This is a genomic window from Pseudomonas sp. SA233, from assembly GCF_054792385.1.
The window spans coordinates 4,964,020-4,981,463 of sequence record NZ_CP096449.1 but is presented as its reverse complement, the minus strand read 5'-3'; the positions used below and the strand labels follow the sequence as shown (position 1 = coordinate 4,981,463).

General features: G+C 60.5%; 17 protein-coding genes and 2 tRNA genes. 17 read left to right on the top strand and 2 right to left on the bottom strand.

Annotation, left to right across the window (positions count from 1 at the left end):
• Positions 1–113 precede the first annotated feature (113 nt).
• Positions 114–422 carry a ribosome assembly RNA-binding protein YhbY gene (yhbY, locus tag M1D87_RS22850; protein WP_003249945.1) on the bottom strand — a complete coding sequence of 103 codons (309 nt, stop codon included), beginning with the start codon at positions 420–422 and terminating at the stop codon, positions 114–116.
• Positions 423–524: 102 nt separating this feature from the next.
• On the opposite strand from yhbY, the gene rlmE reads away from it, so the two are divergent.
• From rlmE to M1D87_RS22770, 16 genes are all read left to right on the top strand, one after another.
• Positions 525–1,151, top strand: coding sequence for a 23S rRNA (uridine(2552)-2'-O)-methyltransferase RlmE (gene rlmE / locus M1D87_RS22845; protein ID WP_024087766.1), 627 nt, complete (start codon positions 525–527; stop codon positions 1,149–1,151).
• 203 nt (positions 1,152–1,354) lie between these two features.
• Positions 1,355–3,259 (top strand): ATP-dependent zinc metalloprotease FtsH, encoded by a 1,905-nt coding sequence (gene ftsH / locus M1D87_RS22840; protein ID WP_015271861.1) that lies wholly within the window; start codon positions 1,355–1,357, stop codon positions 3,257–3,259.
• Positions 3,260–3,267: 8 nt separating this feature from the next.
• A complete protein-coding gene (folP, locus tag M1D87_RS22835; RefSeq protein WP_024087765.1) occupies positions 3,268–4,119 on the top strand; it encodes a dihydropteroate synthase in 852 nt (283 codons plus the stop codon).
• Positions 4,120–4,135: 16 nt separating this feature from the next.
• On the top strand, positions 4,136–5,476 hold the full coding sequence (gene glmM, locus M1D87_RS22830; protein ID WP_013974287.1) for a phosphoglucosamine mutase: 1,341 nt from the start codon (positions 4,136–4,138) through the stop codon (positions 5,474–5,476).
• A gap of 65 nt (positions 5,477–5,541) precedes the next feature.
• Complete coding sequence (gene tpiA, locus M1D87_RS22825) at positions 5,542–6,297, top strand: triose-phosphate isomerase (protein ID WP_123083932.1); 756 nt, start codon at positions 5,542–5,544, stop codon at positions 6,295–6,297.
• Positions 6,298–6,301: 4 nt separating this feature from the next.
• The gene (gene secG / locus M1D87_RS22820) at positions 6,302–6,700 is read left to right on the top strand and encodes a preprotein translocase subunit SecG (RefSeq protein ID WP_421091555.1); all 399 of its coding nucleotides are present in this window, start codon (positions 6,302–6,304) and stop codon (positions 6,698–6,700) included.
• A gap of 21 nt (positions 6,701–6,721) precedes the next feature.
• Positions 6,722–6,807 (top strand) — tRNA-Leu (locus tag M1D87_RS22815).
• 100 nt (positions 6,808–6,907) lie between these two features.
• Positions 6,908–6,984, top strand: a tRNA-Met gene (locus tag M1D87_RS22810).
• A 130-nt stretch (positions 6,985–7,114) separates the two neighbouring features.
• Positions 7,115–7,573, top strand: coding sequence for a ribosome maturation factor RimP (gene rimP / locus M1D87_RS22805; protein WP_003249960.1), 459 nt, complete (start codon positions 7,115–7,117; stop codon positions 7,571–7,573).
• A gap of 59 nt (positions 7,574–7,632) precedes the next feature.
• Positions 7,633–9,114, top strand: coding sequence for a transcription termination factor NusA (gene nusA, locus M1D87_RS22800; RefSeq protein WP_003258062.1), 1,482 nt, complete (start codon positions 7,633–7,635; stop codon positions 9,112–9,114).
• A gap of 27 nt (positions 9,115–9,141) precedes the next feature.
• The gene (gene infB, locus M1D87_RS22795) at positions 9,142–11,682 is read left to right on the top strand and encodes a translation initiation factor IF-2 (RefSeq protein WP_024087764.1); all 2,541 of its coding nucleotides are present in this window, start codon (positions 9,142–9,144) and stop codon (positions 11,680–11,682) included.
• Between the two features lie 115 nt (positions 11,683–11,797).
• A complete protein-coding gene (gene rbfA / locus M1D87_RS22790; protein WP_003258061.1) occupies positions 11,798–12,196 on the top strand; it encodes a 30S ribosome-binding factor RbfA in 399 nt (132 codons plus the stop codon).
• A 3-nt stretch (positions 12,197–12,199) separates the two neighbouring features.
• Positions 12,200–13,117 (top strand): tRNA pseudouridine(55) synthase TruB, encoded by a 918-nt coding sequence (gene truB, locus M1D87_RS22785; protein ID WP_013974284.1) that lies wholly within the window; start codon positions 12,200–12,202, stop codon positions 13,115–13,117.
• A 147-nt stretch (positions 13,118–13,264) separates the two neighbouring features.
• Positions 13,265–13,534 (top strand): 30S ribosomal protein S15, encoded by a 270-nt coding sequence (gene rpsO / locus M1D87_RS22780; protein WP_003249971.1) that lies wholly within the window; start codon positions 13,265–13,267, stop codon positions 13,532–13,534.
• 250 nt (positions 13,535–13,784) lie between these two features.
• Complete coding sequence (gene pnp, locus M1D87_RS22775) at positions 13,785–15,890, top strand: polyribonucleotide nucleotidyltransferase (RefSeq protein WP_013974283.1); 2,106 nt, start codon at positions 13,785–13,787, stop codon at positions 15,888–15,890.
• A 264-nt stretch (positions 15,891–16,154) separates the two neighbouring features.
• Positions 16,155–16,505: a BON domain-containing protein gene (locus tag M1D87_RS22770; RefSeq protein WP_013974282.1), complete on the top strand. Its 351-nt coding sequence runs from the start codon at positions 16,155–16,157 to the stop codon at positions 16,503–16,505.
• 78 nt (positions 16,506–16,583) lie between these two features.
• Here the strand turns inward: M1D87_RS22770 and M1D87_RS22765 are convergent, their stop codons facing one another.
• Positions 16,584–16,886: a putative quinol monooxygenase gene (locus M1D87_RS22765; RefSeq protein ID WP_123083930.1), complete on the bottom strand. Its 303-nt coding sequence runs from the start codon at positions 16,884–16,886 to the stop codon at positions 16,584–16,586.
• A 60-nt stretch (positions 16,887–16,946) separates the two neighbouring features.
• Between M1D87_RS22765 and M1D87_RS22760 the strand changes: the two genes are divergently transcribed.
• The gene (locus tag M1D87_RS22760; RefSeq protein ID WP_010955354.1) at positions 16,947–17,360 is read left to right on the top strand and encodes a VOC family protein; all 414 of its coding nucleotides are present in this window, start codon (positions 16,947–16,949) and stop codon (positions 17,358–17,360) included.
• Positions 17,361–17,444 lie beyond the last annotated feature (84 nt).

The window sequence follows — 17,444 nt, the reverse complement described above, 5'->3', positions numbered from 1 at the left end:
CGGCCCATCGCCGGCAAGCCGGCTCCCACACCGACCGCATCGAATTCAGGCCATGCGCCGTACCTGTGGGAGCTGGCTTGCCGGCGATGGGCTGCGCAGCAGCCCCTTTGCCGTTACTTGTAACGGTGGATATTGGACAGTTGCTTGTTCGGCTGTGGGTTCTTGCGGTAGATCAGCGCTTTCTTGCCGATGGTCTGCACCAGTTCGGCACGGCCGGCCTTGCACAGTTCGGCAATGGTCTCGGCGCGCTCTTCGCGGTCTTCCGAGCGAATTTCGACCTTGATCAGCTCATGGTCGACCAAGGCGCGCTCCAGTTCGGCGATGACGCCTTCATTCAAACCGTTGCCAGCGACGATCAGGACCGGCTTCAGGTCATGACCAATGGACTTGTATTGCTTCTTCTGCTCGTTATTGAGCGGCATAATCTGACCCTTTCCGTCTGATTCTGTAAAATTGACCGGCATTTTACCCGAGGGCCACCGGCTCCGCCCAGTCAATCACGACGCATATCATCGAGGTGCCCCGTGGTACAACGTTCCAAAAGCAGCGCAAACTGGCTGCGAGAGCATTTCAACGATCCTTTTGTGAAACAGGCACAAAAGGACGGCTACCGCTCGCGTGCGAGCTACAAACTGCTGGAGATCCAGGAAAAGGACCGGCTGATCCGCCCAGGTATGAGCGTGATCGATCTCGGCGCTGCCCCTGGTGGCTGGTCGCAGGTGACCAGTCGTCTGATTGGTGGCCAGGGCCGCCTGATCGCGTCCGACATCCTGGAGATGGACTCGATCCCCGATGTGACCTTCATCCAGGGCGATTTCACCCAGGATGAAGTGCTGCAGCGCATTCTCGAGGCCGTCGGCGATTCGCACGTAGACCTTGTGATTTCAGACATGGCCCCCAATATGAGTGGTACGCCTGCGGTGGACATGCCGCGTGCCATGTTCCTCTGCGAGCTGGCCCTCGATCTGGCAACCCGCGTGCTAAAGCCCGGCGGCGATTTCCTGATCAAGATTTTCCAGGGCGAAGGTTTTGACGTGTACCTCAAGGACGTGCGCAGCAAGTTCGACAAGGTACAGATGCGCAAGCCGTCGTCGTCGCGTGACCGTTCCCGCGAGCAGTACCTGCTGGCCAGGGGTTTCAAAGGGGCATGAAAGGCGTGAAGCGTGGTGGCCGATAGTTATTTCCAATCGGCCGCCGCGTCAGGATCGTCCGAACTTCGTGTAGTCTAGCTTTCACAAAGGGTTACAGACGGTGCCTGCGGCTGCGTAGGTAATGTAGTAAGTTAGGGCGATGAATATCATGCGAGGAACGGCTGCGTCGTGCGCCGACCTCAGAGGGTAGCGAATTGAACGACATGGCAAAGAATCTGATCCTGTGGTTGATCATCGCAGCTGTCCTGGTGACAGTGATGAACAACTTCTCCAGCCCTAACGAGCCGCAGACCCTCAACTATTCCGACTTCATCCAGCAGGTCAAGGATGGCAAGGTCGAGCGTGTGACCGTCGACGGCTACATCATCACCGGCAAGCGCGCCGATGGCGACAATTTCAAGACCGTGCGTCCGGCCATTACCGACAACGGCCTGATTGGCGACCTGGTCGACAATCACGTCATCATCGAAGGCAAGCAGCCTGAGCAGCAGAGCATCTGGACACAACTGCTGGTAGCGAGCTTCCCGATCCTGGTGATCATCGCCGTGTTCATGTTCTTCATGCGCCAGATGCAGGGCGGAGCGGGGGGCAAGGGCGGGCCGATGAGCTTCGGCAAGAGCAAGGCGCGCCTGCTGTCCGAAGACCAGGTCAAGACCACCCTGGCCGACGTTGCAGGTTGCGACGAAGCCAAGGAAGAAGTCGGCGAGCTGGTCGAGTTCCTGCGCGACCCGGGCAAGTTCCAGCGCCTGGGCGGCCGTATCCCGCGTGGCGTGCTGATGGTCGGCCCGCCCGGTACCGGTAAGACCTTGCTAGCCAAGGCCATCGCCGGCGAGGCGAAGGTGCCTTTCTTCACCATTTCCGGTTCGGACTTCGTGGAAATGTTCGTCGGTGTCGGTGCCAGCCGTGTGCGCGACATGTTCGAACAGGCCAAGAAGCACGCCCCGTGCATCATCTTCATCGACGAGATCGACGCCGTTGGTCGCCACCGTGGCGCTGGCATGGGTGGTGGTCACGACGAACGTGAGCAAACCCTCAACCAGTTGCTGGTGGAGATGGACGGCTTCGAGATGAACGATGGCATCATCGTCATCGCCGCTACCAACCGTCCGGACGTGCTCGACCCGGCGCTGCTGCGCCCCGGCCGCTTCGACCGTCAGGTGGTGGTGGGCCTGCCGGATATTCGTGGTCGCGAACAGATCCTCAAGGTGCACATGCGCAAGGTGCCGGTCGGCGAGAACGTCAACCCGGCGGTCATTGCCCGTGGTACCCCTGGCTTCTCCGGTGCTGACCTGGCCAACCTGGTCAACGAGGCCTCGCTGTTTGCCGCGCGCGCCAACAAGCGCCTGGTCGAAATGAAAGAGTTCGAACTGGCCAAGGACAAGATCATGATGGGCGCCGAGCGCAAGACCATGGTCATGTCCGAGAAAGAAAAGCAGAACACTGCCTACCACGAGGCTGGCCACGCCATTGTCGGTCGCCTGGTGCCTGAGCACGATCCGGTCTACAAGGTTTCGATCATTCCGCGTGGCCGTGCCCTGGGCGTGACCATGTTCCTGCCGGAAGAAGACCGCTACAGCCTGTCCAAGCGCGCACTGATCAGCCAGATCTGCTCGCTGTACGGCGGCCGTATCGCCGAGGAAATGACCTTGGGCTTCGACGGCGTCACTACCGGTGCGTCCAACGACATCATGCGTGCCAGCCAGATCGCCCGCAACATGGTGACCAAGTGGGGCCTTTCCGAAAAACTCGGGCCGCTGATGTACGCCGAGGAAGAAGGCGAGGTGTTCCTGGGGCGCAGTGCTGCGAGCCAGCACGCCAGCGTTTCCGGCGAAACCGCCAAGCTGATCGACTCGGAAGTGCGCAGCATCATCGACCAGTGCTACGCCACGGCCAAGCAGCTGCTCACCGACAACCGTGACAAGCTCGATGCCATGGCCGAAGCGCTGATGAAGTACGAGACCATCGACGCCGAGCAGATTGACGATATCATGGCTGGCCGTACCCCCCGCGAACCGCGCGACTGGGATGATGACTCGGCTTCGGGCAAACCAGCTGCCCAGGGTGATCGCCCGGAATCGCCGATCGGCGGTCCAGCGGCTCAACACTAAGGGCATCTATGAGCTCAGTGCAGTACCCGACCCGGTTGCCTTGCGGCAACCGGGTTCTTGATCTGTCGCGTACCCATGTCATGGGTATTCTCAATATCACCCCTGATTCCTTCTCCGATGGCGGGCGCTTCAACCAGCGCGACGAGGCGTTGCGTCATGCCGAAGCTATGGTTGCCGCAGGCGCCACGCTGATCGACATCGGCGGCGAGTCCACGCGGCCGGGCGCGCGCGCGGTATCGGTAACCGAGGAGCTGGAGCGGGTAGCCCCCATGGTCGAGGCGATCAACAGCCGCCTCGATGTGGTCATCTCGGTCGATACCTCCACCCCAGCGGTCATGCGTGAATCGGCGCGCCTCGGTGCTGGGCTGATCAACGACGTGCGAGCCCTGGAGCGCGATGGCGCCCTGGATGCTGCTGCGGATACCGGCCTGCCGGTATGCCTCATGCACATGCGTGGCGAGCCGGGTAACATGCAGGACGACCCGCATTACGAAGATGTGACCGCCGACGTTACGCGCTACCTTGAACAGCGAATGGTCGCCTGCGCCGCGGCGGGCATCGACGCAAACAGAATCATCCTTGATCCGGGCTTCGGTTTCGCCAAGACACTGGCGCACAATCTGAGCCTGTTCAAGCACATGGAAGCGCTCTATCGCCTTGGGCGCCCGCTGCTGGTGGGTGTTTCGCGCAAGAGCATGATCGGCCTGACGCTGGAACGTCCGGTCGGCGAGCGGTTGTATGGCAGCCTTGCGCTGGCGGCGTTGGCCATGACCAAGGGGGCGAGCATCCTTCGTGTCCATGACGTGGCCGAAACCGTTGATGTGGTGCGCATGATCGCTGCGGTGCAAAACGCCGAATAAGAACATTGGAGTCCCTATGAGCAGAAAATACTTTGGTACCGACGGCATTCGTGGCCGCGTCGGCGAATACCCGATCACGCCTGACTTCATGCTGAAGCTTGGCTGGGCGGCCGGCATGGCCTTCCGCAAGCAAGGCCACTGCCGGGTGCTGGTTGGCAAGGACACGCGTATCTCCGGCTACATGTTCGAGTCCGCACTCGAAGCCGGCCTGTCCGCGGCAGGTGCCGATGTGATGCTGCTCGGGCCGATGCCTACGCCGGCCATCGCCTACCTGACGCGTACCTTCCACGCCGAAGCCGGCATCGTCATCAGCGCCTCGCACAACCCGCACGATGACAATGGCATCAAGTTCTTCTCGGGCCAAGGGACCAAGCTGCCGGACGAAGTCGAGTTGATGATCGAGGAATTGCTCGATCAGCCGATGACCGTTGTCGAGTCGGGCAAGCTGGGCAAGGTTTCGCGCATCAACGATGCAGCCGGCCGCTACATCGAGTTCTGCAAGAGCAGTGTGCCGACCAGCACCAGCTTCGACGGCCTCAAGCTGGTTGTCGATTGCGCCCACGGTGCCACCTACAAGGTCGCGCCAAGCGTTTTCCGCGAGCTGGGTGCCGAAGTGACCGTGCTGCATGCCCAGCCAGACGGCCTGAACATCAACGAAGGCTGTGGCTCGACTCACATCGAATCGCTGCAGGCTGCCGTGCTGGTCGGTCATGCCGACCTGGGCATCGCCTTCGACGGTGATGGCGACCGCGTGCTGATGGTCGACCACACCGGTGCCATCGTTGATGGTGACGAACTGCTGTTCATCATCGCCCGCGACCTGCAGGAGCGTGGCAAGCTGCAGGGCGGGGTGGTGGGCACGCTGATGAGCAACCTGGGCCTGGAGCTTGCGCTGAAGGAGCTGGATGTTCCGTTCGTGCGGGCGAAGGTCGGTGACCGTTACGTCATGGCAGAGCTGCTGGAGCGTGAGTGGCTGGTCGGTGGCGAAAACTCCGGGCACGTCGTGTGCTGCAACCACACCACCACCGGTGATGCGATCATCGCAGCGCTGCAGGTATTGATGGCACTCAAGCGTCGTGGCGAAACCCTGGCGCAGGCTCGTCAGGCCCTGCGCAAGTGCCCGCAGGTGCTTATCAACGTGCGCTATGGCGCCAGCAAGGTCGACCCGCTGGAGCACCCGGCGGTCAAGGAGGCCAGTGCCAAGGTGACCGAGGCCTTGGCAGGTCGCGGCCGCGTGCTGCTGCGAAAATCCGGTACCGAGCCGTTGGTGCGGGTGATGGTCGAGGGCGAGGACGAAAGCCAGGTGCGTGCGCACGCAGAAGCGTTGGCCAAACTGGTCGGCGAAGTTTGTGTCTGAAGGCGCTTGCCAGCGCAGATAGGGTTGGGTACTATCTGCGCCCACTTTGACCGACGAGGTAAAGCATGCGTCGCCCTATGGTAGCTGGTAACTGGAAGATGCACGGTACCCGCGCTAGCGTCGCTGAGCTGACCGAAGGCTTGAGAAATCTGGCCTTGCCGAGCGGAGTGGAAGTCGTTGTATTTCCACCGGCCTTGTTCATCAATCAAGTGATCGATGGCCTGGCAGGTAAGGAAATTACTGTCGGCGCACAGAATTCTGCAGTACAACCCGAACAGGGTGCGCTGACCGGAGAAGTTGCTCCGGAACAGCTGGTTGAAGCAGGCTGCAAGTTGGTGTTGATTGGTCATTCGGAGCGTCGCCAGGTCGTTGGTGAAACCGACGAAGTGCTCAATCGCAAGTTTGCAGCGGCCCAGGCCAAAGGTTTGAAACCAGTGCTTTGCATCGGGGAAACCCTTGAAGAGCGCGAGGCTGGCAAAACGCTCGAAGTTGTCGGGCGTCAACTAAGCAGTATCATCGAGGCATTCGGTGTTAAGGCTTTTGCCAATGCAGTAATTGCCTATGAGCCTGTATGGGCCATCGGTACCGGCCTTACGGCCACGCCACAGCAGGCCCAGGATGTGCACGCAGCCATCCGTAGCCAGTTGGCGGCAAAAGATGCTGAAGTGGCTGCGAAGGTGCAGTTGCTCTACGGCGGCAGCGTGAAGGCGGCCAATGCGGCCGAACTGTTCGGCATGCCGGATATCGATGGGGGGCTCATTGGTGGAGCTTCCCTGAACGCAGACGAATTCGGTGCAATTTGTCGCGCCGCAGGAAACTGAACAAATGCTGGAAACAGTCATCGTTGTTTTTCATCTGTTGGCAGCGCTGTCGCTTGTAGTGCTGGTTCTGTTGCAACAGGGTAAAGGTGCGGAAGCAGGTGCATCTTTCGGCGCGGGTGCTTCAAATACCGTGTTCGGGAGCCAGGGTTCTGCAACGTTTCTGAGTAAATTAACTGCTATACTCGCTGCCACTTTCTTTTTGACAGCACTTGGGTTAGGATACTTCGCGAAGCAACAAGCTCACCAGCTTAGCCAAGCAGGTCTTCCAGATCCAGCAGTGCTAGAAGTGAAAGAGCCGCAGAAACCGGCAGTTAATGATGATGTACCGGTGCTCCAGCAGCAGAAGAGTGAAACCACTCCTAACACGGGTGATGTACCTCCTACGGCACAAGAGCAGAAGTAACGGGTTTCAAGTAGTAGTATTGCCGAGGTGGTGGAATTGGTAGACACGCAACCTTGAGGTGGTTGTGCCCATAGGGTGTAGGGGTTCGAGTCCCCTTCTCGGTACCAATTAAAGCTTGAGAGCCCGCTTTAGCGGGCTTTCTTGCAGGTGAAGGTTCGGATTTGACCCTCAAGAGGGTTCGGTCTTATACTTTTGCCCCAGCTTTGTCGCGGGGTGGAGCAGCTTGGTAGCTCGTCGGGCTCATAACCCGAAGGTCGTTGGTTCAAATCCAGCCCCCGCAACCAGCTTCAGCGGAGCCCCTTTTCAGGGGCTTTTTGCTAACCGAACAGTTTTCGGCGTCGTTGTCCAACGGCGCTTTCAGGGATGGGCGCTTCGCCCATTTTTTATTTGCACAGCATGCACGAGGGGGTTCAGGTGTCGAGCAAGCTAGAACAGTTGCAGGCCTTGTTGGCCCCGGTTGTCGAGGGTCTGGGCTATCAATGCTGGGGGATCGAATACGTTTCCCAGGGTAAGCATTCGGTACTGCGCATCTACATCGACAAGGAAGGCGGCATCCTGGTGGACGACTGCGAAGCGGTCAGCCGTCAGGCCAGCGCAATTCTCGATGTGGAAGATCCGATCAGCAGTGAATACACCCTCGAGGTGTCTTCTCCAGGCATGGATCGCCCACTGTTCACTCTGGAACAGTTTGCCTCGCATGCCGGCGAACAAGTGAAGATCAAGCTGCGCTCACCCTTCGAGGGTCGTCGTAACTTCCAGGGCCTTCTCCGCGGTGTGGAGGAGCAGGATGTGGTGGTCCAGGTGGACAATCAAGAATTCCTGTTGCCGATCGACTCGATCGACAAGGCCAATATTATTCCCAGTTTTGACTGAGACGTGCCGGGCCCGGCGGACTATCCGGGCCCAATGGCTTGCGCAAGGCGAGGCGTACGATGAGCAAAGAAGTACTGCTGGTTGTTGAATCGGTATCCAACGAAAAAGGTGTACCGCCCGGCGTCATTTTCGAAGCGCTGGAAGTGGCACTGGCCACTGCAACCAAAAAACGTTTTGAAGACGAAGTCGACCTGCGTGTGGAAATCAACCGCCACACCGGTAGCTACGAGACCTTCCGTCGCTGGACCGTGGTCGACGAAGCCGATCTTGATGATCCGGCGATCGAGACCTGGTTGAGCAAGATTCACGAAACCCACCCTGAAGCCAAGGTTGGTGACGTGATCGAAGAGAAGATCGAGTCCATCGAATTCGGTCGTATTGCCGCCCAGACCGCCAAGCAGGTCATCGTGCAGAAGGTCCGTGAGGCCGAGCGTGCCCAGGTGGTCGATGCCTACCGCGAGCGCGTTGGCGAGATCATCTCCGGTACCGTCAAAAAGGTTACCCGCGACAACGTCATCGTTGACCTGGGCAACAACGCCGAGGCCCTGCTGGCCCGCGAAGACATCATTCCGCGCGAGACCTTCCGTGTTGGCGTGCGCCTGCGTGCGCTGCTCAAGGAAATTCGCACCGAGAACCGTGGCCCACAGCTGATCCTGTCGCGCACCGCGCCACAGATGCTGATCGAGCTTTTCCGCATCGAAGTGCCGGAAATTGCCGAGGGCCTCATCGAAGTCATGGCTGCATCCCGTGATCCGGGTTCGCGAGCCAAGATCGCCGTCCGCTCCAAGGACAAGCGCATCGACCCGCAAGGCGCCTGTATCGGCATGCGTGGTTCGCGCGTCCAGGCCGTATCCGGGGAGTTGGGTGGTGAGCGTGTGGATATCGTCCTGTGGGACGATAACCCGGCGCAGTTCGTCATCAACGCCATGTCGCCGGCTGAAGTCGCGGCGATCATCGTTGATGAAGATGCCCATGCCATGGACATCGCCGTTGCCGAGGACAACCTGGCCCAGGCCATTGGTCGTGGCGGTCAGAACGTTCGCCTGGCCAGTCAGCTGACCGGCTGGACCCTGAACGTGATGACCGAGAAGGACATCCAGGCCAAGCAGCAGGCCGAAACCGGTGACATCCTGCGCAATTTCATCGATGAACTGGAAGTCGACGAGGAGCTGGCCCAAGTGCTGGTCGACGAAGGCTTCACCAGCCTCGAAGAAATTGCCTACGTACCGTTGGAAGAAATGCTCAACATCGATGGCTTTGACGAAGATATCGTCAACGAGCTCCGCGCTCGAGCCAAGGACCGTTTGTTGACCAAGGCCATCGCTACCGAAGAAAAACTGGCAGACGCCCATCCGGCTGACGACCTGCTCTCCCTCGAGGGTATGGACAAGGACCTGGCGGCGGAACTGGCGGTGCGCGGCGTGGTTAACCGCGAAGACCTGGCCGAGCAGTCGATCGACGATCTGCTCGACATCGACGGCATCGACGAAGAGCGTGCCGGCAAGTTGATCATGGCCGCCCGAGCCCACTGGTTCGAGTAATTAGGCGCGGCCTGAGGAGAGAAGTGCATGACGCAAGTCACGGTGAAAGAACTGGCCCAAGAGGTCGAGGCACCGGTAGAGCGCCTGCTGCAGCAGATGCGTGAGGCAGGTCTGCCGCACACCGACGCCGGTCAGGTAGTGACCGACAATGAGAAGCAGACCTTGCTGACTCATTTGAAGAGCAGCCACAAGAGCAAGGCGGAAGAGCCGCGCAAGATTACCTTGCAGCGCAAAACCACCAGCACCCTGCGTGTCGCCGGTAGCAAGAGCATCAGCGTAGAAGTACGCAAGAAGAAAGTATTCGTGCAGCGCAGCCCGGAAGAAATCCAGGCTGAGCAGAAGCGTGAGCTGGAAGAGCGCCGCGCGGCTGAAAACGCCGCTCGCGAGAAGGTCGAGGCCGAAGTTCGCCAGCGCAACGAAGAGCAGGCTCGCCGTCAGGCCGCCGAAACCGCTGCTGCAGCCCCTGCGCCTGCCGCCAAGCCAGAGGCGGCACCGGCCGCTGCCCCGGCCCCGGTAGTTGCCGACGCCCCGGCGTCCGAAGACGCCGCAGCCCGTGCTGCCGAGCGCAAGAAGGACGAAGCCCGTCGCAACGAAGGCCGCACCCGTGACGAAGACCGTCGTGGTGGCGAGCGTCGTGGCGAGGCCCCGCGCGTGTCGATCAAGGTCAAGGTCAAGGAGAAGGAAAAGGCTCCGACTCCTCGTGCCGCACCGCGCACCACCGATGAAGAGAGCGATGGCGTACGCCGTGGCCGCGGTGGCAAGAGCAAGCTGAAGAAGCGCAACCAGCACGGCTTCCAGAACCCGACCGGTCCAGTCATCCGTGACGTGACCATCGGCGAGACCATCACCGTCTCGGAACTGGCCCAACAGATGTCGGTCAAGGCCGCTGAAGTGGTCAAGTTCATGTTCAAGCTGGGTACCCCGGTCACCATCAACCAGGTGCTCGACCAGGAAACCGCTCAGCTGGTCGCCGAAGAACTGGGCCACAAAGTGACCCTGGTCAGCGATACCGCCCTGGAAGACTCCCTGGCCGAATCGCTGAAGTTCGAAGGTGAAGTCGAATCGCGTGCGCCGGTCGTTACCGTCATGGGTCACGTTGACCACGGTAAGACCTCGCTGCTCGACTACATCCGTCGTGCCAAGGTTGCCGCTGGCGAAGCCGGTGGTATTACCCAGCACATCGGTGCCTACCACGTGGAAACCGACCGCGGCATGGTCACCTTCCTCGATACCCCAGGCCACGCTGCGTTCACCGCGATGCGTGCCCGTGGTGCCAAGGCTACCGACATCGTCATCCTGGTGGTGGCGGCGGACGACGGCGTGATGCCGCAAACCCGCGAAGCCGTTCAGCATGCCAAGGCAGCTGGCGTTCCGCTGGTGGTTGCAGTGAACAAGATCGACAAGCCGGGTGCCGATATCGATCGCATCCGCAACGAGCTTGCTGTCGAAGGCGTGACCTCCGAGGACTGGGGTGGTGATACTCCGTTCGTCAAGGTTTCGGCCAAGATGGGTACCGGCGTCGACGAACTGCTCGAGGCTGTACTGCTGCAGGCCGAGATCCTGGAACTGACCGCTACCCCGACCGCTCCAGGTCGTGGTGTGGTTGTCGAATCTCGCCTGGACAAGGGCCGTGGCCCGGTGGCGACCATCCTGGTTCAGGACGGTACCCTGCGTCAGGGCGACATGGTCCTGTGCGGTTCCAACTATGGCCGCGTGCGCGCCATGCTCGACGAGAACGGCAAGCCTGTGAAGGAAGCCGGCCCTTCGATCCCGGTCGAAATCCTCGGCCTGGACGGTACCCCGGAAGCCGGTGACGAGCTGTCCGTGGTTGCCGACGAGAAGAAGGCTCGTGAAGTTGCCCTGTTCCGTCAAGGCAAGTACCGCGAGGTCAAGCTGGCCCGTGCTCACGCCGGCAAGCTGGAAAACATCTTCGAGACCATGGGTCAGGAAGAGAAGAAGACCCTCAACATCGTCCTCAAGACCGACGTGCGTGGTTCCCTGGAAGCACTGCAGGGTTCGCTGTCGGGCCTGGGCAACGACGAAGTTCAGGTGCGCGTGATCGGTGGCGGCGTCGGTGGTATCACCGAAAGCGACGCCAACCTGGCGCTGGCTTCGAATGCAGTACTGTTCGGCTTCAACGTGCGTGCCGATGCCGGCGCGCGCAAGATCGTCGAGCAGGAAGGTCTGGATATGCGTTACTACAACGTGATCTACGACATCATCGAAGACGTCAAGAAGGCCCTGACCGGCATGCTCGGCAGCGATGTTCGCGAGAACATCCTGGGTGTCGCCGAAGTACGTGACGTGTTCCGTTCGCCGAAGTTCGGCGCCATCGCTGGCTGTATGGTCATCGAGGGTACCGTGTACCGCAACCGTCCGATCCGCGTACTGCGCGAAGACGTTGTGATCTTCGAAGGCGAACTGGAGTCGCTGCGTCGCTTCAAGGACGACGCCTCCGAAGTACGTAACGGCATGGAGTGCGGTATTGGCGTGAAGAGCTACAACGACGTCAAGGTCGGCGACAAGATCGAAGTCTTCGAGAAAGTCCAGGTTGCTCGTACCCTTTAAGGGTGAGCAGGGCGCCAGCCCCGCCGCAGGGCGGTGGGCAGTGCCTCAGTAGGTAGCGCCCGGTCAGGCTTCAGCCTGACCGGGCGTTTGCCGCTTTAAGTTACAGGTAGCAAGAATGGCAAAAGAATATAGCCGTACCCAACGCATCGGCGACCAGATGCAGCGCGAGCTGTCGGAGCTGATCCGCCGTGAAGTCAAAGACCCGCGCGTCGGCCTGGTGACCATCACTGCCGTCGATGTCAGCCGTGATCTTGGCCACGCCAAGGTGTTCATCACCGTGATGGGCCAGGACGGCGCCGACGCCGTACCGCAGACCCTCAAGGCCCTGACCAGCGCCGCGAGCTTCCTGCGCCTGCATCTGGGCCGTGTGATGCAACTGCGCAGCGTGCCGCAACTGCACTTCCACTTCGACGAAAGCGTCAGCCGTGGTGCCCACCTGTCGGCACTGATCGAGCGCGCGGTCGCCGAAGACCGTCTGCACAAGGATGCCGACAAGCTGGACGCCGAGGAGTAAGCGGTGGCCCAGGTCAAACGTATCCGCCGCAACGTCAGCGGCATCATCCTGCTCGACAAGCCGCTGGGCTTCACCTCCAACGCCGCCCTGCAAAAGGTGCGCTGGCTGCTCAACGCGGAAAAGGCCGGTCACACCGGCAGCCTCGATCCGCTGGCAACCGGCGTGCTGCCGCTGTGCTTTGGCGAAGCGACCAAGTTTTCGCAGTACCTGCTCGATTCCGACAAGGGCTACGAAACGGTCATGCAGATGGGGCAGACTACCAACACCGGCGATGCCGAAGGTGAAGTGCTGCAGACCCGTGAGGTGACCGTTGGTCGCGCCGACATCGAGGCCCTGCTGCCGCGTTTTCGTGGCCAGATCAGCCAGATACCGCCGATGTACTCGGCGCTCAAGCGTGATGGCCAGCCGCTTTACAAGCTGGCACGTGCAGGAGAGGTAGTGGAGCGCGAGGCGCGTTCTGTTACTATTGGCCGCTTGGAGTTGCTCGAGTGCGAAGGCACCCGTGCACGGCTGAGCGTAGGATGCAGCAAAGGCACCTATATCCGCACCCTGGTGGAGGATATCGGTGAGGCCCTTGGCTGCGGCGCCTATGTCGCCGAGCTGCGCAGGACCCAGGCCGGGCCTTTCGCGCTGGCACAGACGGTCACCCTCGAGGAACTCGAACAGGCCCACGCCGAAGGCGGCAACGAAGCGCTCGACCGCTTCCTGATGCCTTCGGACAGCGGCCTGCAGGACTGGCCACTGGTTTGCCTGTCCGAGCACAGTGCGTTCTACTGGCTGCATGGGCAGGCGGTACGCGCGCCGGACGCGCCGCAATTTGGCATGGTCCGGGTACAGGATCACAATGCGCGCTTCATCGGTATCGGTGAAGTGAGCGAAGACGGGCGCATTGCGCCGCGTCGGCTGATTCGGTCGGAATGACCGAAACCGCGGGGTCGGGCAATTGCCAGGCCCCACGGCACCAAGGGTGGCTGTCAGTAGGCACGGTCACACCTTTTTTATTAATACAGGGATTTGTCCCTGGCCTATTGGACCCCGCATGCGGGATCCGTTATCAGGAGAAGCCAAATGGCCCTCAGCGTTGAAGAAAAAGCTCAGATCGTTGCCGAATACCAGCAAGCCGCCGGCGATACCGGTAGCCCGGAAGTGCAGGTTGCTCTGCTGACCGCCAACATCAACAAGCTGCAAGGCCACTTCAAGGCCAACGATAAAGACCACCACTCCCGTCGTGGTCTGATCCGTATGGTCAACCAGCGTCGTAAGCTGCTGGACTACCTGAAGGGCAAAGACACCACTCGTTACAGCGCCCTGATCGGTCGCCTGGGTCTGCGTCGCTAATAGCGGCCTGGCCAGTGGTGTGCATGGCGTGTCGCAGGCTTCGGCAGGGCTGTTTTGCAGTGCTGCCGTTGGACACGCCACGCGTATCTCCGAGGTTGGCAGCCTGGCAATGCTGAGCGGATTTTCCGCTTGGTGCCAGGCTCCCAGCCTCGTGTTGTATCTGGACGGTCAATGGGGCCGATTCCCCGTTCTGCCCAAGAATTCGCAAGAAACCAGTTCCCCCAGAGCCACTGAAAAAAGGTAGGAAACCGTGAACCCGGTAATCAAGACATTCCAGTTCGGTCAGTCAACCGTTACTCTCGAAACGGGCCGTATTGCCCGTCAGGCAACCGGCGCCGTGCTGGTTACCGTCGACAACGACGTCACCGTGCTGGTGACCGTGGTCGGTGCCAAACAGGCCGATCCAGGCAAGGGCTTCTTCCCGCTGTCGGTCCACTACCAGGAAAAGACCTACGCCGCCGGCAAGATCCCGGGTGGCTTCTTCAAGCGTGAAGGCCGTCCTTCCGAGAAAGAGACCCTGACCTCGCGCCTGATCGACCGTCCGATCCGTCCGCTGTTCCCGGAAGGCTTCATGAACGAAGTGCAGGTTGTCTGCACCGTGGTTTCCACCAGCAAGAAGACCGACCCGGACATCGCTGCGATGATCGGTACCTCGGCCGCCCTGGCCATCTCCGGCATTCCGTTCGAAGGCCCGATCGGCGCCGCTCGCGTTGCCTTCCACGAAAGCACCGGCTACCTGCTGAACCCGACCTACGAGCAACTGGCTGCCTCGAGCCTGGACATGGTCGTTGCCGGTACCGAATCGGCTGTACTGATGGTTGAGTCGGAAGCCAAAGAGCTGACCGAAGACCAGATGCTGGGCGCCGTGCTGTTCGCCCACGACGAATTCCAGGCCGTGATCCAGGCCGTCAAGGAACTGGCCGCCGAAGCCGGCAAGCCGACCTGGGACTGGCAGCCAGCCCCGGCCAACGTCGAGCTGATGAACCTGGTACGTGCCGAGTTCGGCGAAGCCGTTTCGCAGGCCTACACCATCACCCAGAAGGCTGACCGCTACAACCGCCTGGGCCAGCTGCGCGACGAGGCTGTTGCCCGTCTGAGCAACGAAGAGACCGGCCCGTCCGCCGGCGCCATCAAGGAAATCTTCGGCGAGCTGGAATACCGCACCGTCCGTGAGAACATCGTCAACGGCAAACCACGTATCGACGGTCGTGACACCCGCACCGTGCGCCCGCTGAACATCGAAGTCGGCGTATTGCCGAAGACTCACGGTTCGGCGCTGTTCACCCGTGGCGAAACCCAGGCCCTGGTCGTTGCGACCCTGGGTACTGCCCGTGACGCCCAGCTGCTGGACACCCTGGAAGGCGAGAAAAAAGACCCGTTCATGCTGCACTACAACTTCCCGCCATTCTCGGTGGGTGAGTGCGGTCGCATGGGCGGCGCTGGCCGTCGTGAAATCGGCCACGGTCGCCTGGCCCGTCGTGGCGTGCAGGCCATGCTGCCGAGCGACAGCGAGTTCCCGTACACCATCCGCGTGGTATCGGAAATCACCGAATCCAACGGTTCCAGCTCCATGGCTTCGGTCTGTGGTGCTTCCCTGGCCCTGATGGACGCTGGTGTACCGATGAAGGCACCGGTTGCCGGTATCGCCATGGGCCTGGTCAAGGAAGGTGACAAGTTCGCCGTCCTGACCGACATCCTGGGTGACGAAGACCACCTGGGCGACATGGACTTCAAGGTAGCCGGTACCGCCAAGGGTGTTACCGCGCTGCAGATGGACATCAAGATCAACGGTATCACCGAAGAGATCATGGAGATCGCCCTGGGCCAGGCCCTGGAAGCGCGCCTGAATATCCTCGGCCAGATGAACCAGATCATCGCCCAGTCGCGTAGCGAGCTGTCGGCCAACGCCCCGACCATGATCGCGATGAAGATCGACACCGACAAGATCCGTGACGTCATCGGTAAAGGCGGCGCCACCATTCGCGCCATCTGCGAAGAGACCAAGGCTTCGATCGACATCGAAGACGATGGCTCGATCAAGATCTTCGGCGAAACCAAGGAAGCGGCAGATGCTGCCAAGCAACGCATCCTGGGCATTACCGCCGAAGCCGAGATCGGCAAGATCTACGTCGGCAAGGTCGAGCGCATCGTCGACTTCGGTGCGTTCGTAAACATCCTGCCTGGCAAGGACGGCCTGGTGCACATCTCCATGCTGAGCGATGCTCGCGTCGAGAAAGTCACCGACATCCTGAAAGAAGGCCAGGAAGTCGAAGTACTGGTACTGGACGTGGATAACCGCGGCCGTATCAAGCTGTCGATCAAGGACGTTGCCGCGGCCAAGGCCTCGGGCGTCTAAGCGACCGCCACGCAACAGGAAAAGGGCCCTTCGGGGCCCTTTTTTCATGGGCGAAAGGGAACCTTTTGCGGACTTGCATCTTGCATGCAGGTTTACCGTGCAGATTGCAAAATGCACGACGACGGGAATGCTGGTTTTTCGCTAACTTATTGATTTGAAAGAAAACAAGCGAGACGGAAAAGCTGGCACAGCGCATGCAACTACCTCCATATCTGACGCCAGGACATACGGCGCAGACCTTTCGAAAAAACAGGAGTGACTCACATGAAGAAGTTCGCCATTGCTGCCGCTACTGCTACCGCCCTGACCCTGACCATGGCTAACGGCGCATTCGCTGCGGAGCCAACCCAGGCTCCAGTCATGTTGGCTGCCAACACCGTGGATAACGCCAAGCAGGAAGGTTCCGACACCTGGATCACTACCAAGGTGAAAGCGGACCTGCTGACTGAAAAAGGTATTCCAGGCAGCGACATCAAAGTCGAGACCAGCCAAGGCGTCGTCTCGCTGTCGTCTGACGTGGCGATCACTCAATCCCAGAAAGAAGAAGCAGTACGCATCACCAAGAACATCAAGGGCGTGAAAAGCGTCATGTCTGACGGCCTGAAAGCCGAATAAGGAATGTCCCGTCGGCCAAACGGATTTGGCCACCTTCGCTCCGAGCCCCGGCTATTTGCCGGGGCTTTTCATTGGCGGCTAGTACACCGGGTTACGCGCGATCACATCGCTCTCGAAGCATTCCTGCTCGACGATCAGCGGCTCGACCAATGGCCGGCTATCGCGAAAGTGCGCGGTCTGGGTATGCGCTTCATAGGCTGCATCGTCGCGGTAGATCTCGTACAGGTAGATCACCTCCGGGTCGACCCGGTCCTGCGACACATCGAACACCAGGCAACCAGGTTCGGTGGCGACGGAAGCCGCGGCATTGACCTTGATCGCGGTCAGGAAATCCTCGGCGCAACCGGACTTCACACGGGTCTTGATGAACAGACTATACACAAGGCTCTCCTTTTGTTTTAAATTCTATTTTGAATTGTATACAAAAATGGAGCCTCGCCAATGTCCGAATTGCCTGCACGCCCTGGCCGCCTGAACGGCCTGCGCCATATTGCCTTGTTGGTGCCCAACCTGGAGGAGTGCGAACGCTTCTACGTCGATGTGCTGGGCATGGAAGTGCTGAACCGCGCCAACGAAGACCTGGTGTATCTCACTTGTGGTAACGACAACCTGTCGCTGGGGCGCGGGGCTGGAGCGGCCAATGGGTTGCAGACCTTGGACCACTATGGGTTCATCGTCGATAGCGTGGAGGAGCTGGAGGCCTGGTACCAGTATTTCAAGGCCCATGGCGTGACCCTGCTGGACCGGCCGTTCAACCATGGTGACGGGGCGCGCAGCTTCCACCTGCTGGACCCGGCAGGGAACAAGGTGCAGCCGTTGTACCACCCGGCGGTGTCGGGGCAGCGGTTGGTGTGAGGCCTGTACCGGCCTCTTCGCGGGCTTGCCCGCTCCCACAGGGATTGCGCACAGCTCAAGGCCGGCGCATACCTTGTGGGAGCG